We start from the raw sequence: 26,631 nt of genomic DNA, 5'->3' as shown, positions 1-26,631 counted from the left end.
TCTCTGAGATCGTTCAGCTTTTCAGTGGAAAGGGCTGTGGCACTCACCTTCCGATGAGTGCCACAGCCCTTCGATCAGCTAGCCGACGCCTAGCTGGTGCGGCGCCGGTTCATCAGCAGCGTTGCACCGCCCAGGGCGAGGATCGCCGCGCTGATGGTGAGCAGGATCGCCAGCCCGGCTACGCCGGTGTTCGGCAACTCACCGCCGGGCAGTTGGCCGCCGGGAACATTCCCACCGGGCTTCACGACCGTCGGCTTGGCCACGATCTTCACCGTGGTCACCGCCTCGGTGGCTGAGACCGGGCCGATTGCGGAGATCTGAACATCACCCAGCGGGTAGTCTCCGGGAATGCTCAGCGGCGGATCGAAGCTGCCCTGCGCGTCGACCGGAACATTCGACACCGTGACCGGTCCCGAACCGCCCTTGGCCGGCAGCGTGATGGTGAGCTTCTCACCGGCGGCGAAGCCGGAACCATCGATCTCGGTCGTGCTGCCCGGAGTGAGAGTGCTCGGGTTAGCCGTGATCTTCGGTGCCCAATTGCCCTTCACCACATTGATCTTCGCGGTCGGGCTCGGCGTGATTTGAGGGTTCGTCGCGGTGACGGTGACCCCCTGCTCGAGCGGATGGTTCTGGGGCACTCCCAGCGCCGCTTCGAACTGTCCGGCCGAGTTCGCCGTCCCTTCGACAGTGCTCGCCGCGGCCGGTGCAGCCGCGGGGAGAGCGATCCTGACCAAAGCCCCGGCCTTGAAGTTTCGGCCGTGAATCTTGGTGGAGGCGCCCTGCGGAACATCTGCCTGATCGCTGCTGATAACTGGGGCACCGGCAGCTTCCACCGTGATCGGGGCGTCGCTAGCCGTCTGCGAAACATCACCGACCGCGCTCACCTCGGCTGCTCCGAGCGGGTAATCCGTGGGAACAGTCAGCAGCACTTCCGGCAGTGAGCCGTCAGCCGCGACGACTCCGCTTCCGGTGACCGGACCGACCCCATCCTTGGCGGGCAGAGTCAGCTCGACCGTTTCACCGGCCGCGAAGCCCGTTCCGGCAACCGAGGTGCTAGCACCTTGCGGAACCGCGGAGGGTGCTGCAGTGACGCTGATCGCCCAATCACCCTTGGTGATCTCAAAGGTGGTAGAAGCGGTGCTATCCGCGTCACCGGCAGCGGTCAGGGTGAACGACGGACCCGTCGGGTGATTCTTCGGCACCTCGAACGGGACGCTGAAGTTACCTGCCGGATCCGCTACCGCATTCACGGTGACGGCTGCGGCTGGAGCATCAGCTGGCAAGGTGAGGACAACATTCTCGCCGGGCTTGAAATTCGTCCCGGCGACCTGCGTGGTGCCGCCTTGAGACACTGCCGGATCGGTGGAGATGCTCGCCGGCCCGGCGGCAGCTACGGTGATTTCGGCACTGGCAGGGGTATCGGAGACCGATCCGACGGCGCTGAGCGTTGCGGCTCCCTGCGGGTAACCAGCCGGAACGGTCAGTGAGGCGCTGAAGGTGCCGTCTTCGGCCACGGTAGCCGTTGCGGTGACCGGGCCGACACCTGCTGCCTCGGGTAGCGTCACGGTGACTGTCTCAACGGCAGCGAAGCCGGTTCCACTGACCGTTGTCGCGGTTCCTTGAGGCACCTCAGCCGGGTTGCTGCTGACCGTTGGCGACCAATCACCCTTGGTGACGTCGATCGTGGCATCAGCCTGGTGATCAGCGCCGTTTCCGGCGATCTGGACGCCCGTGGCCACCGGATGGTTCTTCGGAACCGTCAATGAAACGCTGAACGTTCCAGCACTACTGGCGGTCACCGGAACCGTTACGGCCGCCGCGGGAGCGGCTGCCGGCAGGGTCACCGTGACAACTTCGTTGCCGCCGTAGTTCACACCGTTCAGAGTCACCTCGGTTCCTTGCGGGACCTGGACGGGGGTGGCGCTGAGCGCCGCCGGTCCGCCGGGAACCACATTGATTCCAGCGTTCGCCGGGGTATCGGAGACCGGGCCGGCCACGTTGATCGTGGCATTACCCTGCGGGTAGTTCGCCGGAACGGTCAGCGCGGCACTGAAGCTGCCATCGGCGGCGACCGTGACATCCGGCACCACGACCGCTGCGGCATCACCGGCTGCAGGCAAGGTCAGGGTAACCTTCTCACCCACCGCGAAGCCGCTGCCGCTGACCGTCGTCGGGCTGTTCTGCGGCACATCAAACGGTGTCGCGGAGACCGCGGTATTCCAGCTTCCCTTGGTCACCTCGAGGGTCGTCTCAGCCTGATGGCCGGGACCATTTCCACTGACTATGACACCGCTGGCCACCGGGTGGTTCTGCGGAATTGGCAGCGTCGCGGTGAACTTCCCGGCGCTGTTCGCCGTCGCCGTCACGCTGCTCGCCTCCGCCGGATCCGCGGCCGGAATGCTGACTGTGATCTGCTCAGCTGGGCCGTAGTTGGTACCGTTGACGATCGTACTGGAGCCCTGCGCCACCGAGCTTGGGTCTGCACTCAAGCTGGCCGGTCCGCCGGGAACCACATTCAGATCGACAGTCGCCGGGGTATCCGAGACCGTACCGACCGCGCTGAGCGTTGCCGTTCCCTGCGGGTAGTCGGCCGGCACCGTGAGCGAACCGCTGAAAGAACCGTCGCCGGCTACCAGCAGATCCGGCACGGTCACTGGACCGACGCCGTCCTTGGCGGGCAGCGTCAGGGTGACTTTCTCACCCACCGCGAAGCCGCTGCCGCTGATCGTGGTCGCCGTGCCCTGCGGCACATCGAGGGGATTCGCGGTCACCGCGGTAGTCCAGGTGCCCTTGGTGACCTCGAGGCTGGTCGCGGATTCCGCGCCCTGATCGCCAGTGGCATTGACCGGGAACGAAGCTCCCACCGGGTGATTCATCGGCACTCCGAGAGCGACGCTGAAGTTACCGGCCGGATCAGCGGTGGCATTCACCGTGACCTCGCTCGCCGGATCAGCTGCCGGCAGTGTCAGGGTGACATTTTCACCGGCGGTGAAATTGGTGCCGTTGAGCTGAGTGCTGCCGCCTTGCGGAACACTGGCCGGATCGGCACTGATACTCGGCGAACCAGCAGGCAGCACACTCAGCTGTACGGTGGCCGGAGTATCCGAGACCGGTCCGAGTACGCTGACCGTGGCCGGCCCTTGCGGGTAGTTCGCAGGAACCGTGAGCGGAGTGCTGAAGCTGCCATCAGCGGCGACCGGAACATCGGCGATGACCACCGGTCCGACTCCGGCAGCTTCGGGTAGCGTCACGGTGACTTCCTCACCCGCAGCGAAGCCGGTGCCGTCAATAGTGGTCGGAATCCCCTGAGGAACACTGACCGGAGTCGCGGTGACCGCGGTGTTCCAGCTGCCTTTGGTGACGTCGATTGTGGTCTCAGCTGTGCTCGCCTGATCTCCCGTGCCACTGATCACGATGCCGCTGGCCACTGGGTGGTTCTGTGGCACGGTCAGAGCGACGGCGAACTGGCCCGCGCTATTAGCCGTGGCGCTGAGCGTCACCGCGTTCGCTGGTGTCGCTGCTGGCAGCGTCACCGTCACGTTCTCACCGGCTTTGAAGTTCGTTCCAGCGATCTGACTGCTCTCGCCCTGCGGAATCGAGGCAGGAACCGCGCTGAGGGCCGGTGCTCCGGAAGGGGCAACCGTAGCCTCGGCGGTGGCCGGAGTGTCGGAGACCGATCCGGCGGCACTCAGGGTGACCGCACCGAGCGGATAGCTCTGCGGAACCGTGAGATCGACCGGAGCCAGGGTGCCGTCCGGAGTGACAGTGGTGGTGGCGTTGACCGGCCCCACTCCGTCCTTCTCCGGCAGGGTCACCGTTACCGACTCGCCGGCGGCGAAGCCGGTGCCCGATACCGTGGCCGCGGAGTTCTGCGGCACGGTGGTGGGGGAGAGGCTGATGGTCGTCGCCCAGTCACCCTTGGTGACGTCGATCGGGGTCTCCGCTTGATGGTCGGGACCATTGACACTCACCGTCACGCCGGTTGCTACCGGATGGTTCTTCGGAACCGTCAGTACCGCACTGAACTGCCCGGCGCTATTGGCAGTGACCGGAAGGCTCACGGCTGCTGCGGGATCTGCTGCGGGCAGCGATACAGTGAGTGCTTCACCCGCGCCGTAACCGGTGCCGGTGATCGTGGTGGAGGCGCCTTGTGGCACCTGAGCCGGATCCGCGGTGATGGCGGCGGGCCCGGAAGCGACAATCTGGATTGGCGTGGTGGCCGCGGTGTCTGAAACAGGCCCTTCTGCGGTGATGTCCGCCGAGCCCAGTGGGTAGTTGGCTGGCACGATCAACGTCGCGTTGAAACTGCCGTTCTCACCCACTTGCACGTTCGGCACCGTGATCGGTCCAACCCCGTCTTTCTCGGGAAGGGTGACCGTGACGGCTTCACCGGCCCCGAAACCGGTACCGGAAACCGTCAGTTCACCGCTTTGCGCCACCTCGCTGGGCGTGGCGGTGATAGCGGTGTTCCAGGTGCCTTTGCTGATCCCGATATTCGTGGCCGCTGCCGAGTCCTGATCACCGCTTGCAGTAATCGGGAAAGTGGCACCCGTCGGATGGTTCTGCGGCACCGTCAGCGGAATGCTGAAATTACCGGCGGAGTTCGCCGTGGCATTCACCGTGACCGCAGCAGCCGGTGCCGAGGAGGGCAAGGTGATGGTGACGTTCTCTCCGGCCTTGAAGTTCGTTCCGGAGACCTGGCTAATGCCGCCCTGTGGAACCGTAGCCGGAGCAGCACTCAGGCTCGCTGGACCAGCTGCCACGATGTTCAGCGTGGTGGCCGCCGGAGTGTCGGAGACCGGGCCGCTCGCCGAGATATCAACGCTGCCCAGCGGATAGTCGCTGGGGACCGTCAGCGCGGTGCTGAAGCTGCCATCGCCGCCCACCAGAACATCGGTGGCATTCACCGGTCCGACCCCATCCTTAGCGGGCAAGCTCACGGTGACGCTTTCACCCGGCGTGAAGCCGGTGCCGCTCACCGTCGTGGTCGAACCCTGGGGAGCGGTCGCGGGGGTCGCGGTGATCGCGGTGTTCCAGGTGCCCTTGGTGATGGCTAGATCGGTTGAGGCAGCTGAGCCCTGGTCGCCAGTGGCATTGACCGGGAAGCTGGCACCCACCGGGTGGTTCTGTGGGACCGTCAGGGTAGCGGTGAAGTTACCCGCGGAGTCCGCAGTGGCATCCACCGCTGATTCAGCTGCCGGAGCCGCTGCTGGGAGGGTGAGGTGGACGTTCTCCCCGGCTTGGAAATTCGTGCCGGAGATCTGTGTGGTCCCGCCCTGCACGACCGAGACCGGGCTGGCGCTCAGTGCGGCCGGACCAGCCGGGACGACGCTCACCTGTGCGCTCGCCGGAGTGTTCGACTCATCCCCGACACCCGTAATGGTCACGGATCCGAGCGGATAGGTTGCAGGAACCATCAGCGGCGTGCTGAAGGTCCCGTCGCCGTCAGTGGTGATGCCACCAAGCTCTACCGGGCCGACGCCGTCCTTCGCGGGCAGGGTCACCGTGACGCTTTCACCCGGTGCGAAGCCGTTTCCGGAGATCTCCGGGAAGCTGCCCTGCGGGATGGCCTGCGGTGTCACGGTCAGCGATGTGTTGTAAGCAGGTCCGGAGATCGTCACTGGAATGCTGGCGGGAGTTTGCGAGACGCTGCCCTCAGCGGTGATCGTGGTCGGACCCTCCGGGCAGCTCGCGCTCAGCGCGACCGGAACCGTGAACGAACCGTCCTGACCGACGGTGACCGTGACAGCGGGCACCACGCAGGGGCCCGAGACGGTGACTGTTTCACCCGGTGCATAGCCGGTGCCACTGATCGTGGTGGTTCCGCCCTGCGGCAGGGAAGCCGGACTAGCGGTCAGCGAGGTGTTGTAAACGTGCTTGATCACGGTGAGTTGCACCGTCGGATCAGCGGTGACATTGCTATCGGTGGGGTGAACCACCACGGTGACCGGGCCGAGCGGATAGTCAGCGGGGACCGGCAAACTCACCGGCCCGAGATTTCCGCTGGCATCGGTGGTAGCGCTCAGCACTGTCGCTGGAATTCCGGGGGCAGCGGGCAAGGTGACGGTCACCGTATCACCTGGAGCGAACCCGGTACCGGTGATCTCTGTAGTGGCATTCTGCTCGACGGTACTCGGATTGGCCCCAAGCTGCGGATGCAGTACGGCTACCGCTGTGCCGTGCACTGTGGAGGATGCGAAATTGACGGCAGCCAGATTGAGGATGCCGATTTCCAGGGCACGCACGGTGAAGCTGCCCGCTCCTAGATCACCGACTCCGGGCTGCACGTTGGCCCGCACCGGAACCAGTTGATTAAGTGCGCTCAGGATGGGGGCGACCAAGGCGGAGGCACCATTGATGATCGGTTGGATCACCGTGGTTTGAATATTGTTCACCGTGGTGAGAAGTGTGCTGACGGCGGGCCGAAGCAGCGGCTTGAGCAGAGTGTTCAGCACTCCGAGGTTCAGGCCGGCGACGTTGCCGGAAACGATCACCGAGGTGTTGTCCTGAATCTGAGCCAGAGAGCCGTCAATCGCGACGGTGCCCAGGGTAGTGCCCAGGCTCGAGATGGTCAGCGAACCGGTGACCCGAATCGAATTGACAGCAGCGGTCAGCCGCTGCACCGTGCCCTGCACAATATCGGTCAGCGTCGAGGTGATCCCGGTGGCGATGGCGTTGGCTATCGGTCCGGTGAACAACTGTGAGTTCGGCGGCAGATTGTTGATGTCGATGCCGTTGGCGGTGAGGATCTTGGCCAGATCAACGATCACCGCTCCCGTCGAGAGATTGATGGAGATCCCGTTGTCGACGTTGCCGTTCACGAAACCGCTCGGCAGCACCGTGGAAAGGTCGGGCAGCACCGTGCTGACCGAGCCCTGCGCACGTAGCGCGATCACATTCAGATCGATATTGATCGCGGTGAGTGCGGTAGCGAAGGCTTGCAGGGCCTGTGAGGTGGGTGCCACCACCTGATCACGCAGGGTGCTGTAGATATTACCCAGGGCAGGGGAGGTGAGCTGCACTTTCAAATCAGCGAGAGTGTACTGGCTGGTAGGCGGGGCTCCACCGATCTGCTGAGCTTGAGAGGCCAGAGCTCCGACGTCGACTCGTGCGGTGGAGAGAATTGCTTTGAGGGCCGGCACAGTGTCCAGCACGGGCCCCAGATCGAGATGTGCGTCAGCCGGGGGAGTGCCGGGGGCACCCACCGAGATAGCGCCCTGATCACTGACCGCGCCTGAGGCGGCGACCGCGTCACCATTATTTGCGGCTTTGGAGTATTGCGCGGCCGGGCCGACCGCCAAAAGCGGATTGACGCCGCCTAAAAGATTGAGTGCCCCGCCGAGGCTCAGATTCAAGCCCAGTGCGGAGACACTCAGTTGGTTATTGGGTCCGAGCGGATGAGCCCCGTTCGGATTGTCGGCCAGAGAGCCATTCAGAGCTGCGATGCTGTCGAGATTGACCCCCAATACTTGGCCCCCGAAAAATTTCCCGAGTGCCTGAGAAACAGTTGGGCCAGCTGCCTGAGCTGGCGAAAGTGGTAGCGCTATCAGCGCCGCGGTGGCTACCCCCGCCACCAAACGTCCGATCCAAGTCTTTCGACCGGTGCGGACCTCCCCAGTTTTTCCGATGGTTTTCACCGTCATTCCCCTCATTGGCGTGAATATTAAATTGGCTAATTTACAGCGTGTCATTGGGGGAGTTCGAGGTTCCTAACCATGCGGATACAGTTCTCTAGCCACTTGGACATATTCAGGGGCCAAAACTAACCGATAGTCTTAACTCATTACGAGTTGATAACCATCTGGTGAAAGAGTCGGATATACCAGTACGCTGTTATTTGTACCGGTATTCCGTTGGGGGCCAAACGTTAAGGAGCTGTCGTGGGCCTTCAGTCTGCTCCTCGTTCAGTCGGATCACCGGCTGATGAGGATGCTAAAGCGCACGAGCCCGCTCTTGAGTTAGGACCGATAAGGGTCCACATCGCGGGCGGTAATTTCTTGACCAGACTCGGCCTCGGGCAGCTCTTTGCAAGTGCGGGTTTTATTGAAGTAAGCGGCATTAGCCGCACTGAAACCGAAGCAATCCGTCGTCTTCAGATGGAACGGCCCGATATTGCGGTGGTCGATACCGAAATAGGAACGGAATCCTGTCACACCGTTCTACAGGCTCTCAAATTATCCGGCGCCAGAACCCGCGTCATTATTCTGGCTTCTCTTGAAGCTTTGAGCACTATGGACTCTTTTGTTGAGGCCGGAGTGAGCAGTTTTTTGGATAAGCGCTGCATGCTGGAGGACATTGCCTCGATAATTCGAGTGGTTAATGCCGGAGGAGTGGTTTTCTCTTCTCCTCCGCAGAATGTTCGCGGTAGTTCAATACATCGCGGAACAACTCCGCAATCAGAGCGATTCCACGCGCTTAATGCCCGTGACCGGCGCATTGTGCAGGCTATTGCCAGCGGGCTCACCAATGGCCAAATCGGAAATCTGCTCCACATCAGTGAAGCCACGGTCAAAGCTCATCTGGCCCAGATCATGCGCAGCGTGGGGATCGACAATCGAGTTCAGCTCGCCGTTGCCGCCGACAACGCCGGGCTTTTCGACGTCACCGAGGTTGCTGACCCGGGAAGCGCCTGAGCATTTTCACCGTCTGAGGTCCACGATCCAGCTGCCGCAGCGCGCGAGCTGCTGGCTGTGAGAAGCTAGAAGGGTGAATGAGACCTGGCTTTTAGTCCTCTATATCGTTGTTGGCATCGCGGTGATCGGCTCCCTGCTGACGGTCTTCTTGAAGACCTCAAGAAATCGCAGCAAATATAGCGATACCCGCGACCTCAACGATCCTGCCCCCGGGAGCACGGTTCTTGATGAGCCCGTGAGCGGCAGTGACCTGCTTGAGGACATCGCTTCAGCTGAGGACGAGGCCCCGCAAGGCCCCGCCGTCACAACGCCCACCCTGGATCGTCCGGAACCTCCGGCTGGCCGCCTGCAGAGGTTACGCGCCAGATTGGCCAAGTCCAACAGCTCCATCGGCAAGGGCCTGCTGGCGCTGCTCTCCAGCGATAAGATCGACGAATCAGTCTGGGACGAGGTCGAAGAGACCCTCTTGCTCGCCGATATCGGCACCGAGCCAACCACCCAGCTGGTTGATTCCTTGCGTGAGCGCGTCAAAGTCATGGGCTCCCGCAACGCCGAAGAGGTCCGTGGCATGCTGCGCGAGGAGCTGCTGGCGCTGGTCGATCCGGGTATGGATCGTTCGCTCGCCGTCCAACGGCACGATAACCGCCCCGCGGTGGTGCTGGTGGTCGGAGTCAATGGCGTGGGCAAGACCACGACGGTGGGCAAGCTGGCACGGGTGCTGGTGGCAGAGGATAAGGATGTCTTGCTCGGTGCCGCCGATACCTTCAGGGCAGCCGCGGCTGAACAGCTCTCCACTTGGGGTGCCCGGGTAGGCGTGCCCACGGTGAAGTCCGATGTGGACGGCGCGGACCCGGCGTCGGTGGCCTTCGAAGCGGTCAAGGCCGGAATCGAGCAAGAGGTCGATGTGGTGATGATCGATACCGCCGGTCGCTTGCAGAACAAAGTCGGTCTGATGGACGAACTCGGCAAGGTCAAGCGGGTCATTGAGAAGCAGACCCAGGTTGATGAAGTGCTCCTGGTGCTGGATGCCACCACAGGCCAGAACGGCCTGAACCAGGCCAAGGTCTTCAGCGAGGTCGTCGATATCACCGGCATTGTGCTCACCAAGCTGGACGGCACGGCCAAGGGCGGCATCGTAGTCGCCATTCAGAAGAGCATGGGCGTTCCGGTGAAACTCATTGGTCTGGGGGAGGGCGCAGACGATCTGGCTCCCTTCGACGCCGAGCAATTCGTCGATGCGATCCTGAACTAAAACCCCTTCCAACCCACCCCTCTTCTTCCACACCCAGCTATCCCATTGAATGTTGTGGGAGTTGCTGACGTGACGACTTTCAGTGAACTCCTGTCCCAGCAGCAACACTCAGGGGGATAGCTGGATTGGTAACCTGCTCGAAACTTTGTGGTGACCTGGGTTTTACTCGACGGGTTTTCTTGTAACAATCTGGAAATCTAGAACCTTTCCGGGTGAAACATGCCCCTATCAGAATCTTCAGTACGAGTAGATTGCGTTGCTTCTCGCAATCACTGACGCACGAGATGAGAGAGTGGGGGTATTCATGGATACCGGTGATACCGCTTGGGTGCTAGTCTCCGCAGCACTAGTTTTGCTGATGACCCCGGGGCTGGCGTTCTTCTATGGGGGCATGACGCGCGCTAAAGGCGTGCTGAACATGATGATGATGAGTTTCGGTGCGATCGCTCTGGTGACCGTGCTGTGGGTGCTCTTCGGCTATTCAATGGCCTTCGGCACCGATGTCTGGGGCGGCCTGCTGGGCAACCCCTTTGAGAAATTCGGTTTGAACGGTGTGTTGGGCACCGGCGACAACGCAAGCTTGGCTGGCACCATTCCGGAAATCGCCTTTGTCGGTTTCCAGGCGGTATTCGCCATTATTACCGTGGCTCTGATTTCTGGCGCGATCGCCGATCGGGCCAAGTTCGGCGCTTGGATGCTGTTCTCCGGCATCTGGGTAGTGCTGGTCTACTTCCCGGTGGCGCACTGGGTCTTCGACTTCAATAAGGACGCCGATGGCAACAACATCGGCGGTTGGATCGCCCAGAATCTCCAAGTGATCGACTTCGCCGGAGGTACCGCGGTACACATCAACGCCGGTGCGGCAGCCCTCGCTCTCGCCTTGGTGCTGGGCAAACGACTCGGCTTCGGCAAGGATCCGAGCCACCGCCCGCACAATCTGCCCTTCGTGATGCTCGGTGCCGGTCTGCTCTGGTTCGGCTGGTTCGGATTCAACGCCGGTTCTGCTCTGGGCGCGAACCCGACTGCGGGTTTGGCCTGGATCAATACTCTGGCTGCTCCGGCGGCGGCAATCCTGGGTTGGTTGATCGTGGAGAAGATCCGCGACGGTCATGCCACCTCTCTAGGAGCGGCTTCGGGTGCGGTGGCGGGCCTGGTGGCGATCACCCCCGCGGCGGCGGCGCTCACCCCGGGCTGGTCGATTGTGCTCGGCGTGCTGGCCGGTGCGGTCTGCGCCTTGGCCGTCGGGCTGAAGTACAAGCTCGGCTACGATGATTCGCTCGACGTCGTGGGCGTCCACCTGGTGGGTGGTTTGCTTGGCACTTTGTTCATCGGTCTGGCAGCCAACCCCGAGTCCCCTTCGGGAGGTAACGGTCTGTTCAGCGGGGGCGGTTTCGAGCTGCTCGGCAAACAGGCGCTCGGATCAGTGGCCGTGATGGTTTACTCCTTCGTGGTGGCCTTCATCGTCGGCTGGATTATCAATAAGACGATGGGCTTCAGGATCCCTGAGGAGCACGAGGTGAACGGCATCGATATCTCGGTGCACGCCGAGACAGCCTATGAATTCGGTGGCCGGGTCGGTAGCGCCTTCCATCCGCTGGATGAAGCGTTGCGTTCGCGGCATGCCGCCTCTCAGCCTGAGACCCAGATTAAGGTGGAATCATGAAGCTCATAACCGCGATCATCCGGCCGGAGAAGTTCGACGACGTGCGTGGCGCTTTGGAGAGCTACGGCGTCCAAGGTCTCACGGTCAGCGCAGCCAATGGCTATGGTCGGCAGCGTGGGCATACCGAGGTCTATCGGGGTGCTGAATACGTGGTCGATCTGCTGCCGAAGATTCGGATCGAGGTCCTGGCGACCAACGAGCAAGTTGACGACATCGTCGATGTGCTGATCTCCAGCTCCAACACCGGGCGGGCTGGTGACGGCAAAGTCTGGACGGTCAATGTGGATGAGGCAGTTCGGGTTCGGACCGGGGAACGAGGCAACGCCGCGGTGTAGTCGTCTCCGCTAGAGACCATCGAGTGTGCAGATCTACACCTTATGACCAAGGTTTAACGTGTAGATCTGCACACTCGGCGTCGTTTAAAGGTTGGTGTCCCAGCCCGCTGGTCCGGCTGAGCCGGCCGGATAGCTCTCCAGCGGAACCTTATCGGCCTTCCAGGCCTGGAGCGTGGGCTCCACGATCTGCCAGCACAGCTCGGCGGTATCGGCACGGACCGAGAGCAGCGGATCTCCGTTCAACACGCCGTCGAGCACTTCACCGTAGGGCAGCAGCGGATCACCGGAGAGATCGGCTTCCAGCTTTACCCGATTCAAGGTGAACAGATCGCCGGGACCGTTGACATCCAGGTCGAGTTGCAGGGTGTCCGGTCCGAAGCCGATATGTAGCCGGGTCGGGCTGTCACCGCCGCGGAATCCGGTGGGCAGATGCGGCACTGGCTTATAGGTGATCACCGCTTCCTTGCGGGCTTTGCCGAGCGCTTTCCCGGAACGCAGGATGAACGGCACCCCAGCCCAGCGCCAGTTCTTGATCTGAACCTCGACCTCAGCGAGTGTCTCGGTGTGGTTCTTCGGATCGATACCCTCTTCCTTCTGGTAGTCCGGCACAGAGCGGCGTCCGATCTTTCCGGCCGCGTACTGCGCCCGCCGGGTACTCCGGGCGAAATCCGGGTCGATGCTGCTGGCTCGCAACACCGAGGCGATGCCGTCCCGGACGTCCTGTTGCCCGAGCGTGGCCGGGGCCTCCATGGCGATAATCGCCATGATCTGCAAAAGGTGGCTTTGGATCATATCGCGCAGTGCACCCGCATGATCGTAGTACCGGGCGCGATTCTCCAAGGTCAGATCCTCGTCGAAGATGATCTCCACCTTCTCAATATGATCTGCGTTCCAGAGCGGCTCCAGCAGCCGATTGGCGAAGCGCAGCCCCAGGATATTGAAAACCGTGGATTTGCCCAGGAAATGATCGACCCGGTGAATATGGTCCTCGGGGACCAGCGCGGCGAGGGTCTGATTGAGCGAATGAGCCGATTCTGCTGAGGAACCGAAGGGCTTCTCCATCACCAGGCGGGTCTCGGCCGGAAGGTCCTTCGCGCTGAGCTGCTCACAGGCCAGTTGGCTCACTGCGGGTGGCAGGGCGAAGTAAACGGCCACCGGACCCTCGAGCTCTGCCAGCAAGCCCGCGAGCTGGTCCTTTGCGGTGACATCCAGTTGACGGTAAGAAGTACCGGCTTTGACCTTCTTGAGCGCGGCTTTACCCGCTGCCGTCGCAGCTTCGGCGGCCTCGGCAAATACCGATTCGACACGATCTAGCCACTGTTGGTCGGTCCAGGCGTCGTTGCCGGCGCCCACCAGGGTGAGGTCGTGGGCGCGGCCCGCCGCGATCAGGCGGGCGACGCCGGGAAGCAGCAGCCTGCCGGTCAAATCACCGGAAGCCCCGAGGATGAGCAGTGTTCTAACAGTTTTAACTGATTTAACTGACTTGACGGTTTTCACGTTTTTCTTAGACACGGTCACCTGATCAGCATGCCACCAAAAAGCCCGTGGTGGCAGCGGGCACGCCAGTTTTAGCCGCGGGGCTGGACTAGAATCCGTCAAATGAGCAATGCACCTTTCGAGCCGTTTCAGGCTTCGCCGCGGCTTCTTTCGGCCTCAAGTCAAGGGTTCAGCCCACTGACCCTTCGCTTTGTTGAACTCGACGACGCCGCTGAGTTGGCGGAGAGCTACCGGAGAAATAAGGAACACCTCAAGCCCTGGGAGCCGAGCCGTCCGGCTGAATTCTTCACCGAAGCTGGGCAGCGTGCCGCGCTGCGCCTCAAGCTCGATGAACTGGAACGTGGCAGCGTGCTGCCCTGGCTGATTATTGAAGATCACCGGGTGATTGGCACCATGACGGTGAGCGGGATCGTGCGGGGACCATTCCTGAGTGGCAATCTGGGTTACTGGGTGGATGCAGAACGGCAAGGAACCGGAATCGCCAGCCGCGCCGTCGCAGAAGTCTGCCGCCTGGTCAGCGCGGAGCACGGCCTGCATCGTCTTCAAGCCAGTACCCTGTTGACGAATGTCGGCTCACAGCGAGTACTGAAACGCAACGGGTTTACAGAGATCGGAAGTGCGCCTGACTACTTGAAAATCGATGGACGCTGGCAAGACAATTTGCTCTTCCAACGGATTTTCCCGGAGTCCGACGGATAGCCAGTTACGCTTCCCGCAAGATCGACGGGTCCGCGCCGCCAGGCTTGCTATTCTTAATAGCTGATGCTCCACCCACTCCAGACTTCTTTCGAAAGATGATCACAGGTGTTCAATTCTCTCTCCGACCGGCTGTCCGCGACCTTTAAGAACTTGCGTGGCAAGGGGCGGCTCTCCGAAGCCGACGTCGACGCCACCGTTCGGGAAATCCGCAGGGCGCTGCTCGACGCCGATGTCGCGGTGCCTGTGGTCCGCGAGTTCACCGCCAAGGTCCGCGAACGCGCACTGGGTGCAGAGGTCAATGCCGCACTGAACCCGGCGCAGCAGATCGTCAAGATCGTCAATGAGGAACTCGTTGAAATCCTCGGCGGGCAGACCCGGCGGATTCGCCTGGCGAAGAACCCGCCGACCGTCATTATGCTCGCTGGTCTGCAGGGCGCCGGTAAGACCACTCTGGCTGGCAAGCTCTCCAAGTGGCTCAAGGGTCAGGGGCACTCGCCGTTGTTGGTGGCAGCCGATCTGCAACGCCCGAACGCGGTCAAGCAGCTCCAGGTCAATGGCGAGCGGGCCGGGGTTCCGGTCTTTGCCCCGCACCCGGGAGTCTCCTCAGAATTCGAAGCTGCTACCGGCGATCCGGTGGCGGTCGCGCAAGCCGGTCTTGCCGAGGCCCGCGCTAAGCTTCACGACGTCGTGATCGTCGATACCGCCGGACGCCTCGGCGTCGACGCCGAGCTGATGCAGCAGGCGGCGAACATCAGGGCCGCAATCTCTCCGGACGAAGTGCTCTTCGTGATCGATGCGATGATCGGCCAGGACGCGGTTGCCACCGCTCAGGCCTTCAACGAGGGCGTCAACTTCACCGGTATCGTGCTCTCCAAGCTCGACGGCGACGCCCGCGGCGGCGCTGCGCTCTCGGTGGCCACGGTGACCGGTAAGCCGGTGATGTTCGCCTCTACCGGTGAGTCCCTTGACGACTTCGAGGTCTTCCACCCGGACCGGATGGCTTCGAGAATCCTCGATATGGGTGATGTGCTCACCCTGATCGAGCAGGCCGAACAGGCTTGGGACAAGGATGAAGCTGCCCGGATGGCGAAGAAATTCGCCGATCAGGAAGACTTCACCCTGGACGACTTCCTGGCGCAGATGAACCAGATCCGCAATATGGGATCGATGAAGAAAATGCTGATGATGATGCCGGGTGCAGCGGGCATGCGTCAGCAACTGGAGCAGTTCGACGAGCGAGAAATTGACCGGGTGGAAGCCATCGTTCGCTCGATGACACCGCACGAGCGAGTTGCGCCGAAGATCATCAACGGCTCCCGCCGCGCTCGTATCGCTCGTGGCTCGGGCGTGCATGTCTCCGAGGTGAACGGCCTGCTGGAGCGTTTCGGCCAGGCTCAGAAGATGATGAAGAAAATGGCCGGTGGCGGGATGCCCGGAATTCCGGGGATGACCGGGCCGGGCGCTGGTGGCAGCCGCAAAGCTGGTAAAAACTCCCCCAAGAAAAAAGCTCGCTCTGGTAACCCAGCCAAAGCTGCTCAGCAACTTCGGGAAGCCGAAGAGAAACGCGCTCATCGTGGTTCTGCGGCACCCACCGGAGCAGCTTTTGGTGCGCAGGGTCAGGATTTCGATCCTTCGGCGCTGAACCTGCCCAAGGGCTTCGATAAGTTCCTGGGTAAATAGTTTCCTGAACTGAGAGGCTGCCTCCCGGTTCAAGAACACTTGCTTCCCCGCTGACTCTTTGTGGCAGAAATGAGCAGGAATAAATTGTAGCTTCAACTAATTAGCTATGGTTATGACCATGAACCAGGACCTTTTACCCGCTGGGCTCTCGATGCGTACGGTGACTCTCAAAGTAAGAGATCTGACCGTGATGACCGGTTATTACCATCGCGCTTTGGGCTTGCAGGTGCTCAGCGAGAGTGCCGAGGGGGTCGAACTGGGGCGTGGGGAAACCGAGCTCGTGAAGCTTAGCCCAGCCAAAGACCTGAAGCTCCCTGCCCAGGGCGAGGCCGGGTTATTTCATACCGCTCTGCTCTTTGAGGATCGTGCGGCTTTGGCTGCGACATTGGCCAGCGCGGCTCAATATGATCCGCTGCTCTATCTCGGCAGCGCAGATCACTTGGTCAGTGAAGCTTTTTATTTTAGCGATCCAGAAGGTAACGGTATCGAACTTTATCGAGACCGTCCTCGAGAAGTTTGGAACTGGGATAGTGGCGCTGTTCAGATGGCAAACGAAGCACTTAGCCCACAGCAATTCTTAACCGAAAACCTCAGCGTTGACTGCATCATCAAACAACAAGAAGCAGCTGCTGCGGTTGGTCATGTGCATTTACAAGTTGGCGATCTGAAAACCGCTGAGGAATTCTATGTGCGCACTCTCGGCTTTGAAAAGACAGCCAGCTGGCAGGATGAAGCGCTTTTTGTCTCTGCTGGCGGGTATCACCACCATATGGCGATGAACGTCTGGAATAGTCGCGGAGCCGGCCCTCGCCGGGACACCCTGGGCTTAGCTGAGGTGAGAATTGCCTTGCCTTCCTTGGACGCATTGGGGGCGCTCGAGGAGCGTCTTAAGGACCGTGGAGTGGAGAGCGGAAACGATGGGGCGGAACTTTTCTTCGACGATCCCTGGCGAAACCAAATCCGGGTTACTGTGGAGGCAACTGTTGAGAGAACCGAAAGGGATCCCGATGCCTAAGAACCAGCTTTTTATCGCAAATCACCGGCAGGCCAGTGATTACGCCAGAGGCCGAGGCGCGCAGCCCGCCGATCTGATTGAATTCGGCGAGGTCACTGATCTCGAGCTGGAGATCCTCGCTGGATTGGCGGCGAAAAAGGTTCACGCCACGGGAATCGAACCCGAGCTGGGCATGGTCGACGTCGATCTTGACCAGCTGATGGTGGTCCCGGACGCGGTGACCGAGGTCTTTGCTGAGTTGCTCAGCCTGGAAGATCCCGAGGAACTCCAGGAACTCGCCGAGGAATGGGCAGCCACCGAAGAATTCGAGGAAAGCCCAGAAACCGCTTCGGCGCTGCTCTCAGGGATCGCCGCTTTCGCCGTCAAGATTGTCAGTGCTGATGAGGATGCCAGACTGGGACTGTATTTCCTGATCGACTGAAGATCCCCTGAGGCTTTACCGGGTTCCGGTCTACGGCTCGTTGTGTGATCACCAAGTCATCAGATCACCCGTTCACCAGGTCACTATCGGGACGCTGAGGGGAGAACCCACCATCCGGCTGTCAATCAGGACGCTAGCTGTCCGGAAATGCCTGTAGCGTTCCGATTATGACTATTGCACGCCTTCCCACTGTGGTTCTTGACTGTCCCGAGCCTAAGGTTCTGGCGGATTTCTACGGCGCCCTGCTCGACTGGAAGATCCAGCTAGACGAGGACTGGGGGACCATCCTCTCCGAAGATGGCGCTTCGCTTCACTTTCAGCAGGTCGATGACTTCAGGCCACCGCAGTGGCCCGGTCAGGACGTGCCGCAGCAAATGCATCTCGATTTCACGGTCGATCACCTAGACGCCGCCGAGGCAGCGGCGCTTTCGCTGGGTGCCACCAAACATGAGTACCAGCCCGGCACCACGTTTCGGGTGTTCCTTGACCCTGTCGGTCATCCGTTCTGCTTGTGCGTGGGCTGACCGCTCGCACAGCAAGCCGGGTTGCCAGTTTGGTGTCGTTGCTTGATGAAGAGTGTCGAGTTCGCTTGAAGTACCGGAATCTGGCATAATGAACGGGTACTCGATCCGCACGGCCCCTCTCTCCGTGCGCGCATTGTGTCCTTGAGAACCCTTCAGAATCGGCCCGCCCCACGGGAGCGTGATAGAGGGTTCGACCCGTTTCAGAAACAGGAGTGACCACAAAAGTGGCCGTTAAAATTCGTCTTAAGCGCTTCGGCAAGATGCGCGCACCGTACTACCGTATTGTTGTCGCCGACTCACGCACCAAGCGTGATGGCCGTGCGATCGAGGAAATCGGCAAGTACCACCCCACCGAGGAGCCCTCGTTCATCGAGGTCAACTCCGAGCGGGCTCAGTACTGGCTTTCCGTGGGCGCTCAGCCCACCGAGCAGGTTGCCGCGATCCTCAAGATCACCGGTGACTGGCAGAAATTCAAGGGACTCACCGGTCAAGAAGGCCGTTTGAAGACCAAAGTCGCTAAGGATGCCTTCGTGGTTCCCGAGAAGTCTTCCGTCATCGTGAAGGAAGCCATCACCTCGAAGAAGAAGGCCGAGGAAACTCCGGCTGAAGAGGCTACCGAGGCAGCAGCAGAAACCACCGAGGCTGAGTAAGTTGCTGGCTGAAGCTTTGGAGCACCTGGTCCGCGGTATCGTGGACAGCCCGGATGATGTGCAGGTCGCGCTGCGCAATAACCGACGTGGCGAAACCTTGGAAGTCCGGGTTCATCCGGAGGACCTGGGCCGCGTGATCGGTCGTCAGGGGCGGACAGCTCGCGCATTGCGCACTGTGATGGGTGCCCTAGCTGGTGGCGATCAGGTTCGGGTCGACGTCGTCGATACCGATCGGCGTCGCTAAGCGTTTCTTTCGCCGCTGAACTCCACTGACTGTGGGGTTCGCAGAGGCTCAAGCTAAGATTGTGGCTCCGGCAGTATGCCGGAGCCCTTTCTTTTTAATGCTCGTTCGATCAGTTGCTCAGTTCAGGAGAATAATGCAGGTCCAGGTCGCCAGAATCGGCAAACCACACGGGATTCGCGGCGAGGTGACGGTCGAGGTCTTCACCGATGCGCCGGAGGACCGTTTTGTGCCCGGAACCGTCTTCAGCGCTGAAAAGCATGGCGAACTGACCATCTCCAGTGCTCGCTGGAACAAAGACATCCTGCTGCTCGGCTTCGACGAGGTGCCGGATCGCAATCGCGCCGAAGAACTCCGCGGTACCCGGTTGTTCTTCGACACCGAGGAAGTCGAGGAGTCCGACGACGAAGGCTGGTACGAGCACGAATTAGTGGGACTGGAAGCCAGAGTCGGCTCACAGAAGGTCGGTACAGTGAGCGCCTTGACCGTGATGCCCGTCCAAGATCTGCTCACCATCACCAGCAACGCCGGGGAAGAGGTGCTGGTGCCTTTCGTCGAGCAGATCGTCCCCGAAGTGGATATTGAAGCAGGCTATCTTCGACTCACGCCTCCGGACGGCCTTTTCGAGGTCAATCAGGAGTCCTTCGAGGGGAATGAGAGCTAAATGCGTCTGGATGTGGTAAGCATCTTTCCAGAGTATCTCGCTCCACTGGAACTCAGTTTGATCGGTAAGGCCAGGGTGGATGGCCTGCTGGATCTTAGAGTGCATGATTTACGTGATTTCACCACTGACCGGCATCGCACGGTGGATGACACACCCTACGGCGGTGGTGCCGGGATGGTGATGAAACCAGAACCCTGGGCGCAGGCTCTGGAGCCACTGCTCTCCGGGCCGGAGAGACCGGTGCTCATCGTCCCTTCGCCGGCGGGGGAGGTGTTCAGCCAGTCCATTGCGGAGGAGCTCGCCGCCGAGCAGCAATTGGTCTTCGCCTGTGGCCGCTACGAGGGCATCGACGAACGGGTCATCGAGTGGGCGGCCCAGCATTTCAGGGTTCGACCGATGAGCTTGGGAGACTATGTGCTCAACGGCGGCGAAGTAGCGGTGCTCGCCATGGTTGAGGCGGTGGCGCGGCTGCTGCCCGGCGTGATCGGCAATCCGGATTCCCTCGTCGAAGAATCCCATCAGGACGGCCTGCTGGAGTATCCGGTCTACACCAAGCCTTCTGCTTGGCGAGGACAGGAGATTCCCGAGGTGCTGTTGAGTGGCAACCACGCCAAGATCGCGAGGTTTCGCAGAGACCAGCAATTGCGCAGGACCGCGCAACGCCGCCCTGATCTGCTGAGTCGGCTGGATCCGGAAAAGCTCAATCGAGCGGATCTACAAGTGTTGCGTGAATCGGGTTATCGGATCATCGACGGGCACCTGCTGAGCACCGACTGAATTAGCCCATTGAGCCCGTGATATGGCAGAATAGGAGGCTGTGCCCGCCGAACTTTTCCTGCCATAGGGGGAGTCAGTTCAATAGGCTGGCACGCCGGCTCTGCAATCCCGCATTTGAGCCGGAAAATCACACTTCGACGGTCATCATCAACCCTGAGGGGTTGCTCTGACCGCCGCGATAAAAGTGAATGACCTGTGGCGTTCACCAGGAGTTGCAACATGCACATCCTTGACAGCATTGACGCCGCGAGCCTGCGTAGCGATGTTCCGGACTTCCGTTCCGGCGACACGCTCAAGGTTCACGTCAACATCATCGAAGGCAACCGCTCTCGTGTTCAGGTTTTCCAGGGTTTCGTGCTGGGACGCCAGGGCAAAGGCGTCGGTGAAACCTTCACCGTTCGTAAAGTCTCTTTCGGTGTCGGTGTGGAGCGTACTTTCCCGGTGCATTCCCCGATCATCGAGAAGATCGAGCTCGTCACCCGTGGCGATGTCCGCCGGGCCAAGCTGTACTACATGCGCGAACTTCGCGGCAAGGCAGCCAAGATCAAAGAGAAGCGCGACAACGTCAGCGTCAGCAAGTAACAACAGATATCTTTAGGTGTCTCAGTTGAGCAGTAAGGCAAAGCGTCAGCCCAGGCGACTGGGGTGGCGCTTTGTTTTGCTCGCGGTTCTTTTGGTCGTGCTGCTCAGCTCCTTGATCCGGGCCTTGCTGGTCGAGGTCTACTACATTCCTTCCGAGTCGATGAACCCGCAATTCCTCAGTGGAGAACGGGTAGCGGTCTCCCGCACCGATTTCAGCTTCGGCCCGGTGAAACGTGGCGATGTCGTGGTTTTTGATGGCCGTGGCTCGTTCGATCCGCTCGACTCCGGGCGTGGCCCCATCCTTGATGCCGTCTTCGGTCTAGGTCAGTTCCTCGGCCTGGTCGGCAGCGATACGGTGTACGTCAAACGGGTCATCGGAATAGCCGGTGATGAAGTCAAATGCTGTGCCTCAAATGGCAAACTCACAGTCAATGGACAGGCTCTTGATGAGCCCTATTTATATCCTGGCGACGCACCGAGCAGCACCTCCTTTGATGTGGTGGTTCCGGAGGGTAAGTTGTGGCTGATGGGAGATCATCGCTCCATCTCAGCTGATTCCAGATCGCTTCTGGGGGCAGCCGGGGGTGGCTTGATTTCTGTTAATAAAGTCATTGGTCGTCCCATCCAGATACTTTGGCCGCTAGACAAAATTGGACCGGTTCCCAGAACCTCGATCGGTCCTGAAACACAGAAAGGCGCACAGTAATGTCGCAACCGACGCCTGAACCGGCTGAAGAATCTCCTATCGAGGGGCGCGGCGCACGACGTCGTGCCGATGCTCAAGCCTCCTCAGCAGCCGATACCGATCATGCCTCGGAAGCTCAGCCGTCGAAGAGCCGATCGAATGACTCTACGGAGGCAGCCTCACTCAGTGCCGCTGCCTCAGCGGAGTCTGAGGACATCGCTCAGGACACCAAGAAGGCTAAGAAGGCGAAGAAGCCCAGCGGCCCGTTTTCCTGGCTCAAGGAGATCGCGATCGTCATCGTGATCGCCCTGGTGCTCTCCTTCCTCCTGAAAACTTTTCTGTTCCGGGCTTTCGTGATTCCTTCGGGATCCATGGAGAATACCCTCGAAGTGAATGACCGGATCTTCATCAATGAACTGGTGCCGCGGCCCTTCGCGCTACAGCGCGGCGATATCGTGGTCTTCAAGGACACCCAGGGCTGGCTGGCTTCGGAGCAGACGCAGGCCGCCGCTCAGGCGAGCAACTGGTTCAAAGACGCTCTGGTGTTCATCGGCCTGATGCCTGATGAATCCCAACAGCATCTGGTGAAGCGAGTGATCGGTCTGGCCGGGGATCATGTTATTTGCTGCGATGCGCAGAATCGGATCACCATCAACGGCCAGCCGCTCGACGAGCCCTATCTGTACCCGGGCTCCGATAACGCCTCCGGCCCGAACGCTCTCTTCGATGTCGTGGTTCCTGCCGGGAAGATCTGGGTGATGGGCGACCATCGGAACAACTCCGCAGACTCTCGCTGGCACCGCGAGCTGCCCAGCCAGGGCTTCATCGACCTGAACGACGTCGAAGGAACCGCCACGGTGATCGCCTGGCCGCTCAATAGGTGGACGATTCTGGGGAACTACCCAGATACTTTCAGGAATGTGCCGGCGCCCTCCTCGACGCCGGTCAGCAATCCCTCTCCGGTGCCCACGGGGAAATAGCGGATGGCCCAATCCACGCCGACACTCAGCGTAGAGCGTTCGTTGATGCAATCCGGTTACCGCTTTGTGGCAGGCGCTGATGAGGTCGGACGTGGCGCTCTGGCTGGTCCGGTCAGCGTCGGCATGGTAGTGATCGATGCTTCCTCGCAGAAGCCTCTTGCCGGGGTGAAGGACTCAAAGCTGCTCAGTGCTGCTGATCGCGAACGGTTGGTGCCATTGATTAAGCAATGGAGTGTAGGCCACGCGGTAGGGCATGCTTCGGCGGATGAAATCGATGCACTGGGACTGATGGCAGCGCTCCGCTTAGCCGGCACCCGCGCCTGGCAACAGCTTCTCGACGTCGGTATCCGCGCCGAGGTCGTACTGCTCGATGGCAACCACAATTGGCTCTCCGAGCAAGAGCAGCGGAGCATTTTCGACCAAGAACTCGGCCTGGAGAGCAGCGTGGACGTCCCGGTTCAGACCATGGTCAAAGCTGATCTGCAATGCCTGAGTGTCGCGGCAGCCAGTGTGCTGGCCAAAGTGGAGCGGGATGCGATCCTGATTTCACTGGATCAGCAGCATCCGCAGTTTGGCTGGAAGGTCAATAAAGGCTATGCGACGTCCGGGCACCGCGAAGCTATAGATCGGCACGGACCGAGCCCCTGGCACCGGACCAGCTGGAGGCTGGGCAGTAGCGGGGGCGTAACGAAGCCCGTGAGTAAGGCATGATAGTTGAATGAGCGCTGAAGATCTTGAGAACTATGAGACCGATATGGAGCTGCAGCTCTATCGTGAATATCGCGATGTGGTCGGATTGTTCAGCTATGTGGTGGAAACCGAGCGTCGCTTCTATTTAGCTAATCACGTGGATTTGCAAGCCAGATCCGCCGATGGCGAGGTGTACTTCGATCTGACTCTGCAAGACGCCTGGGTGTGGGATGTCTATCGTTCGGCGCGGTTCGTGAAAAACGTCCGGGTGATCACCTTCAAGGACGTCAATGTCGAGGAACTCACAAAGAACGACGATCTGGAACTGCCGAAGGAATCCGATCTGGGCAATTGAGCTCTAAAGACTGGTCAGAGCATCGGCTGATCAATGAAATCGATCGATTTCCTCACATCCGGCTGGAGATTCTTCTCATCGCTGTGAAGCGGAGTGTTCTGTCGGCACGATAATACTGTGCTGACAAAACAAGAACTGGGTAAAGCCGGCGAAGATCTGGCCGCTGATTTCCTGAGTCGGCGTGGCTTCGAGGTGGTCGATGTCAACTGGCGATGCGCGCGGGGCGAAATCGACCTTGTGGCCCTCGACGGAGACATCGTGGTCGTCGTGGAGGTCAAGACTCGCCGCTCGTTGCGCTATGGGCATCCCTTTGAAGCGATCACCGACACCAAGCTCCGTCGGCTGAGGACTCTGGCGGTGCTCTGGGCCAGGCATCACGGCTATCTGAGTTCGAGAATCCGGATCGATGCCATCGCGGTGCTGGCCCTGCGCGGAGATGAGCCCTCGGTGGAACACCTCAGGGGCATTGGATGAGCGGTCTGGGCAGGACATTCTCGGTGGCCTTAGTCGGTCTTAACGGCCATCTGGTGGAGGTGGAAGCAGATATCGGGCAGAGCCTTCCTGCCTTCCAATTGCTAGGGCTGCCGGATCTTTCCTTAGTAGAAGCCAAGGAAAGAATCCGTTCTGCCGCGAAAAACGCCGGACTGCCGCTGAGCAATCGGAAGCTCACCATCAACCTGCTGCCCGCTTCACTACCCAAGCACGGTAGTTCCTTCGACCTGGCGATGGTGATGGCGGCGCTGGCGGCAGCCGGAGACATCCAGAACACCGCGGGTACGGTTTTTCTGGCAGAGCTGGGACTTGATGGCAGACTGCGCCCGGTCGCGGGGGTGCTGCCCGCGGTTTTAGCCGCGGTGAAACTCGGACACCCCCGAGTAGTGGTGGCTCCGGCGAACGCCAAGGAAGCTGCCATGGTGAACGGCGCCGAGGTGAGTACCTTTGCCTCCCTGGCACACGTGGCGCTCAGTTTCGGAGCCTCCGAGACCGATCTGAACCTGCAGGCCGCCCCGATCGAGGAAGTCGGTGAATTGCCCGCTCGGAAAGATCAGCGGTTGGATCTCAGCGATGTCGCAGGGCAAACCGAGGCCAAGGCAGCGCTCGAGGTAGCAGCCGCGGGCGGGCATCACCTACTGCTTTTAGGGCCGCCGGGAGCGGGGAAAACCATGCTCGCAGAAAGGCTACCGGGGCTATTACCGGATCTCAACGACGTGGAGGCCATGGAAGTGACAGCCGTGCATTCTCTGAGTGGTCTCAGCAGCAGCCGCACTGAGCTGATTCGAAGGCCACCCCTTGAAAGCCCGCACCACACAGCAAGTTCGGTGGCTATTATTGGGGGCGGCAACGGCTTACCACGGCCAGGGGCGGCATCGCGAGCCCACCACGGAGTGCTGTTCCTCGACGAGGCTCCGGAATATGATCGCCGGGTCTTGGATTCTCTGCGGCAGCCCTTGGAGAGCGGAAAAATAACCATCCATCGGGCCGCGGGTATCGCTTCCTATCCGGCGCGGTTCCAGCTGGTGCTAGCGGCAAATCCCTGCCCCTGCGGTAAAGCGGTCGGCAAGGCCAGGGATTGCAGCTGCACCCCCAGCGCTCGGAGAAGATATTTCAGCAGGCTTTCCGGCCCCCTGCTGGATCGAGTGGATATTCAGCTGACCGTCAATAAACTCTCCTCCGCCCAGCTTGCCGGTCAAGGCACGGGAGAGACCAGCCATGTCGTTGCGGCGAGGGTAGTCCAAGCCCGGAACCGGGCAGCGGAGCGACTGGCTCCCTTCGGCCATTCCCTCAACGCCCAGGCCACCGGGCAGCTCTTGCGGGGTAGTCTGCGCTTAGCGGCACCGACCACCCGGATTCTGGATCTTGCTCTGGAAAATGGCAGGCTGACCGCCCGAGGCTACGACCGAGTACTGCGTCTAGCCTGGACCCTGGCCGATCTGGCAGCCTGCGATCGACCCGGCGATGAGCATATCGGTCGGGCCTTGGCGATGCGGACCAGAGGCCTGACCCCATGAACGACCAAGCTTCCCCAGCTTCTTCAGAGCCCGAGGCCAGACGCCGTCCGCCACCCTCTCGCGGCCTGGTATTGGCGCGGGCGGCGCTCAGCAGAATCATGGAACCATCAGACCTGCCGGGCATGGCCCTGATCAAGACGCTAGGCCCCTGGGACAGCATGAGAGTGATCACCGGTCATCTTTCGCTCAGCAATGAACAGCAGGGCGAGATTGCGCAGTTGCTCGAAGTCGCCGCCGGGAAAGAATGGCACGGACCGGAGGAGCCTTTACGGCGTTGGAGGCCACGATTGCCTGATTTGGCTCCTGAACGGGATCTGCGGGTGATAGCCTCTCTCGCCGGTGGCTTGCTGATCCCGGAGTCCGAGTACTGGCCCAGCGGGTTCCACGATCTAGGCCTGAGCGAACCGATTGCCCTCTGGTATCGCGGCAAGGCGCTTCAAGCTGGGAGCGCATTGCCGGAAAAACAGCAATCGATTGCTCTCGTGGGATCACGAGACGCCAGCGGCTACGGAGAAAATGCCGCTGCCGAGCTCGCCCAGGAACTGGTGCTGAAAGGCAAGACGGTGATCTCCGGTGGAGCTTATGGAATCGATGCCGCAGCGCATCGAGCAGCACTTGCCGCTCAGCCCACCGGTCGGTTTCCCACCATCGCGATGATGGCTGGTGGACTGGACAGGCTGTATCCCGCGGGCAACGAAGATTTGCTCCGTGCTGTGGCCGACAGTTCTGTTCTGCTCGCCGAGGTGCCTCCCGGCTCCAACCCGACCAGGTACCGCTTCCTGCAACGCAATCGCCTAATTGCTGCCTTGAGCGGGGCAGTGGTAGTTGTAGAAGCCCGATGGCGCTCCGGAGCCTTGAGCACGGCGCACCATGCGGCGAATCTGGGCCGCGAGGTCGGCGCGGTGCCCGGCCCCATCAGTTCGCCGCAATCTGCTGGCTGTCATCGGCTGCTGCGTGAAGGCGCTGCCTGCGTCACCGATGCGGATGAAGTGCTCGAACTTGTGGCGCCGCTGGGTGGACTTACCGGGCAACGCGCTCGGACCGCCGAAGGGGCCGGACTGCCCGTTGAAGATCTGCTCTTGCTGGATGCCCTGCCTCTCTATTCGACGACGACCGTGCAAAAACTCGCTAGGGTTGCCGGGCTCAGCGAGGCAGAAGTGCTGGCGGGGCTCGGCAGGCTCGAATTGCAGGAGTTCGCGCAACGGCGGGGGCAGGGTTGGTGCCGGGACCATCCACAGCGATGATCGGCACCGCTGTGGACGATCAGTACTTCCGGATC

The 26,631-nt window shown here is 60.9% G+C and carries 23 protein-coding genes; 21 read left to right on the top strand and 2 right to left on the bottom strand.

Going from position 1 to position 26,631, the window contains the following annotated elements:
• Positions 1-89: 89 nt before the first annotated feature.
• Positions 90-7,643 carry a choice-of-anchor G family protein gene (locus ABDK06_RS01970; protein ID WP_394938369.1) on the bottom strand — a complete coding sequence of 2,518 codons (7,554 nt, stop codon included), beginning with the start codon at positions 7,641-7,643 and terminating at the stop codon, positions 90-92.
• Positions 7,644-7,880: 237 nt separating this feature from the next.
• On the opposite strand from ABDK06_RS01970, the gene ABDK06_RS01965 reads away from it, so the two are divergent.
• The 4 genes from ABDK06_RS01965 (at position 7,881) to ABDK06_RS01950 (ending at position 11,883) form a co-directional block, all read left to right on the top strand.
• Entirely contained in the window at positions 7,881-8,633 is a 753-nt protein-coding gene (locus tag ABDK06_RS01965) for a LuxR C-terminal-related transcriptional regulator (protein ID WP_394938367.1), read from the top strand.
• A 73-nt stretch (positions 8,634-8,706) separates the two neighbouring features.
• A complete protein-coding gene (ftsY, locus tag ABDK06_RS01960) occupies positions 8,707-9,885 on the top strand; it encodes a signal recognition particle-docking protein FtsY (protein WP_394938365.1) in 1,179 nt (392 codons plus the stop codon).
• Between the two features lie 304 nt (positions 9,886-10,189).
• Positions 10,190-11,548: an ammonium transporter gene (locus ABDK06_RS01955; RefSeq protein ID WP_394938363.1), complete on the top strand. Its 1,359-nt coding sequence runs from the start codon at positions 10,190-10,192 to the stop codon at positions 11,546-11,548.
• Positions 11,545-11,883 carry a P-II family nitrogen regulator gene (locus tag ABDK06_RS01950; protein WP_394938361.1) on the top strand — a complete coding sequence of 113 codons (339 nt, stop codon included), beginning with the start codon at positions 11,545-11,547 and terminating at the stop codon, positions 11,881-11,883. Before ABDK06_RS01955 ends, ABDK06_RS01950 begins: the two co-directional genes overlap by 4 nt.
• A gap of 84 nt (positions 11,884-11,967) precedes the next feature.
• Here ABDK06_RS01950 and ABDK06_RS01945 read toward each other — a convergent pair whose 3' ends face one another.
• Complete coding sequence (locus ABDK06_RS01945) at positions 11,968-13,395, bottom strand: glucose-6-phosphate dehydrogenase (RefSeq protein WP_394938359.1); 1,428 nt, start codon at positions 13,393-13,395, stop codon at positions 11,968-11,970.
• A gap of 87 nt (positions 13,396-13,482) precedes the next feature.
• Here ABDK06_RS01945 and ABDK06_RS01940 point away from each other — a divergent pair, with 87 nt between their 5' ends.
• The 17 genes from ABDK06_RS01940 (at position 13,483) to dprA (ending at position 26,596) form a co-directional block, all read left to right on the top strand.
• Positions 13,483-14,079: a GNAT family N-acetyltransferase gene (locus ABDK06_RS01940; protein ID WP_394938357.1), complete on the top strand. Its 597-nt coding sequence runs from the start codon at positions 13,483-13,485 to the stop codon at positions 14,077-14,079.
• A gap of 105 nt (positions 14,080-14,184) precedes the next feature.
• On the top strand, positions 14,185-15,759 hold the full coding sequence (ffh, locus tag ABDK06_RS01935; protein ID WP_394938354.1) for a signal recognition particle protein: 1,575 nt from the start codon (positions 14,185-14,187) through the stop codon (positions 15,757-15,759).
• 106 nt (positions 15,760-15,865) lie between these two features.
• On the top strand, positions 15,866-16,774 hold the full coding sequence (locus ABDK06_RS01930; protein WP_394938352.1) for a VOC family protein: 909 nt from the start codon (positions 15,866-15,868) through the stop codon (positions 16,772-16,774).
• On the top strand, positions 16,767-17,195 hold the full coding sequence (locus tag ABDK06_RS01925) for a hypothetical protein (RefSeq protein ID WP_394938350.1): 429 nt from the start codon (positions 16,767-16,769) through the stop codon (positions 17,193-17,195). Before ABDK06_RS01930 ends, ABDK06_RS01925 begins: the two co-directional genes overlap by 8 nt.
• A 167-nt stretch (positions 17,196-17,362) precedes the next feature.
• The gene (locus tag ABDK06_RS01920; protein WP_394938348.1) at positions 17,363-17,719 is read left to right on the top strand and encodes a VOC family protein; all 357 of its coding nucleotides are present in this window, start codon (positions 17,363-17,365) and stop codon (positions 17,717-17,719) included.
• 224 nt (positions 17,720-17,943) lie between these two features.
• A complete protein-coding gene (gene rpsP / locus ABDK06_RS01915) occupies positions 17,944-18,369 on the top strand; it encodes a 30S ribosomal protein S16 (protein WP_394938346.1) in 426 nt (141 codons plus the stop codon).
• 1 nt (position 18,370) lies between these two features.
• Complete coding sequence (locus ABDK06_RS01910) at positions 18,371-18,613, top strand: RNA-binding protein (RefSeq protein WP_394938344.1); 243 nt, start codon at positions 18,371-18,373, stop codon at positions 18,611-18,613.
• A 133-nt stretch (positions 18,614-18,746) separates the two neighbouring features.
• A complete protein-coding gene (rimM, locus tag ABDK06_RS01905; RefSeq protein WP_394938342.1) occupies positions 18,747-19,274 on the top strand; it encodes a ribosome maturation factor RimM in 528 nt (175 codons plus the stop codon).
• Positions 19,275-20,051 (top strand): tRNA (guanosine(37)-N1)-methyltransferase TrmD, encoded by a 777-nt coding sequence (gene trmD, locus ABDK06_RS01900; RefSeq protein WP_394938340.1) that lies wholly within the window; start codon positions 19,275-19,277, stop codon positions 20,049-20,051.
• A gap of 219 nt (positions 20,052-20,270) precedes the next feature.
• On the top strand, positions 20,271-20,633 hold the full coding sequence (gene rplS / locus ABDK06_RS01895) for a 50S ribosomal protein L19 (protein ID WP_394938338.1): 363 nt from the start codon (positions 20,271-20,273) through the stop codon (positions 20,631-20,633).
• A 25-nt stretch (positions 20,634-20,658) separates the two neighbouring features.
• Entirely contained in the window at positions 20,659-21,339 is a 681-nt protein-coding gene (gene lepB, locus ABDK06_RS01890) for a signal peptidase I (protein WP_394938336.1), read from the top strand.
• Positions 21,339-22,298, top strand: coding sequence for a signal peptidase I (lepB, locus tag ABDK06_RS01885; protein WP_394938333.1), 960 nt, complete (start codon positions 21,339-21,341; stop codon positions 22,296-22,298). The genes lepB (ABDK06_RS01890) and lepB (ABDK06_RS01885) overlap by 1 nt, the downstream gene beginning before the upstream one ends.
• Before the next feature lie 3 nt (positions 22,299-22,301).
• A complete protein-coding gene (locus ABDK06_RS01880) occupies positions 22,302-23,009 on the top strand; it encodes a ribonuclease HII (RefSeq protein ID WP_394938331.1) in 708 nt (235 codons plus the stop codon).
• 7 nt (positions 23,010-23,016) lie between these two features.
• Positions 23,017-23,343 (top strand): DUF2469 domain-containing protein, encoded by a 327-nt coding sequence (locus ABDK06_RS01875; protein ID WP_394938329.1) that lies wholly within the window; start codon positions 23,017-23,019, stop codon positions 23,341-23,343.
• 117 nt (positions 23,344-23,460) lie between these two features.
• Positions 23,461-23,817 (top strand): YraN family protein, encoded by a 357-nt coding sequence (locus ABDK06_RS01870; RefSeq protein ID WP_394938327.1) that lies wholly within the window; start codon positions 23,461-23,463, stop codon positions 23,815-23,817.
• On the top strand, positions 23,814-25,352 hold the full coding sequence (locus ABDK06_RS01865; protein ID WP_394938325.1) for a YifB family Mg chelatase-like AAA ATPase: 1,539 nt from the start codon (positions 23,814-23,816) through the stop codon (positions 25,350-25,352). Before ABDK06_RS01870 ends, ABDK06_RS01865 begins: the two co-directional genes overlap by 4 nt.
• The gene (gene dprA, locus ABDK06_RS01860) at positions 25,349-26,596 is read left to right on the top strand and encodes a DNA-processing protein DprA (protein WP_394938322.1); all 1,248 of its coding nucleotides are present in this window, start codon (positions 25,349-25,351) and stop codon (positions 26,594-26,596) included. Before ABDK06_RS01865 ends, dprA begins: the two co-directional genes overlap by 4 nt.
• Positions 26,597-26,631 lie beyond the last annotated feature (35 nt).

This window comes from Psychromicrobium ferritrahens (assembly GCF_043789415.1).
GTDB lineage: Bacteria > Actinomycetota > Actinomycetes > Actinomycetales > Micrococcaceae > Renibacterium.
The sequence above is the reverse complement of the archived record's forward strand: the minus strand, read 5'-3'. Positions and strand labels throughout refer to the sequence as shown.

What these genes read in the sequence shown, in the direction of transcription:
- ABDK06_RS01970 (WP_394938369.1), bottom strand. Translation starts at nt 7,643, where the DNA reads ATGACGGTGAAAACCATCGGAAAAACTGGGGAGGTCCGCACCGGTCGA.
- ABDK06_RS01955 (WP_394938363.1), top strand. Translation starts at nt 10,190, where the DNA reads ATGGATACCGGTGATACCGCTTGGGTGCTAGTCTCCGCAGCACTAGTT.
- ABDK06_RS01950 (WP_394938361.1), top strand. Translation starts at nt 11,545, where the DNA reads ATGAAGCTCATAACCGCGATCATCCGGCCGGAGAAGTTCGACGACGTG.
- ABDK06_RS01940 (WP_394938357.1), top strand. Translation starts at nt 13,483, where the DNA reads ATGAGCAATGCACCTTTCGAGCCGTTTCAGGCTTCGCCGCGGCTTCTT.
- ABDK06_RS01930 (WP_394938352.1), top strand. Translation starts at nt 15,866, where the DNA reads ATGGTTATGACCATGAACCAGGACCTTTTACCCGCTGGGCTCTCGATG.
- ABDK06_RS01925 (WP_394938350.1), top strand. Translation starts at nt 16,767, where the DNA reads ATGCCTAAGAACCAGCTTTTTATCGCAAATCACCGGCAGGCCAGTGAT.
- ABDK06_RS01920 (WP_394938348.1), top strand. Translation starts at nt 17,363, where the DNA reads ATGACTATTGCACGCCTTCCCACTGTGGTTCTTGACTGTCCCGAGCCT.
- rimM (WP_394938342.1), top strand. Translation starts at nt 18,747, where the DNA reads ATGCAGGTCCAGGTCGCCAGAATCGGCAAACCACACGGGATTCGCGGC.
- trmD (WP_394938340.1), top strand. Translation starts at nt 19,275, where the DNA reads ATGCGTCTGGATGTGGTAAGCATCTTTCCAGAGTATCTCGCTCCACTG.
- rplS (WP_394938338.1), top strand. Translation starts at nt 20,271, where the DNA reads ATGCACATCCTTGACAGCATTGACGCCGCGAGCCTGCGTAGCGATGTT.
- lepB (WP_394938333.1), top strand. Translation starts at nt 21,339, where the DNA reads ATGTCGCAACCGACGCCTGAACCGGCTGAAGAATCTCCTATCGAGGGG.
- ABDK06_RS01880 (WP_394938331.1), top strand. Translation starts at nt 22,302, where the DNA reads ATGGCCCAATCCACGCCGACACTCAGCGTAGAGCGTTCGTTGATGCAA.
- ABDK06_RS01875 (WP_394938329.1), top strand. Translation starts at nt 23,017, where the DNA reads ATGAGCGCTGAAGATCTTGAGAACTATGAGACCGATATGGAGCTGCAG.
- ABDK06_RS01865 (WP_394938325.1), top strand. Translation starts at nt 23,814, where the DNA reads ATGAGCGGTCTGGGCAGGACATTCTCGGTGGCCTTAGTCGGTCTTAAC.
- dprA (WP_394938322.1), top strand. Translation starts at nt 25,349, where the DNA reads ATGAACGACCAAGCTTCCCCAGCTTCTTCAGAGCCCGAGGCCAGACGC.